This is a genomic window from Blautia sp. DFI.1.216, from assembly GCF_020594215.1.
GTDB classification, from domain to species: Bacteria; Bacillota; Clostridia; order Lachnospirales; family Lachnospiraceae; genus Blautia_A; species Blautia_A wexlerae.
The window spans coordinates 1-294 of record NZ_JAJDML010000213.1 but is presented as its reverse complement, the minus strand read 5'-3'; the positions used below and the strand labels follow the sequence as shown (position 1 = coordinate 294).

Genomic DNA, 294 nt, shown 5'->3' with positions numbered 1-294 from the left:
AGGAAGAAAAAATCCCCTGCCCCACATGGTGGAACCGGGAACGGGGGCTTCGCAATACCCGCACCAAATGGGAAAAGAAAGACCCGGAAAACGGGCGGTATATGTGGGACTTTTCCGTTATCAAAGACCTTTTGATGAATCCCGTTTACACTGGGGCGATTGCTTCCCAGAAAAAGGACTACCGTTTCAAAATCGGCACGATTGGGGAAAAGAAGCCGGAGGACTGGATTGTAGTGGAAGGACAGCATGAACCGCTGATTGACCGCATGAGCTTTGACATTGTGCAGAACAAGC

Annotated in this window: 1 protein-coding gene; it reads left to right on the top strand. The window is 50.3% G+C overall.

What is annotated here, in order from left to right; all coding sequences use genetic code 11:
- On the top strand, window positions 1-294 hold a 294-nt coding region (locus LJE11_RS20975), incomplete at both ends, for a recombinase family protein (RefSeq protein ID WP_227296443.1).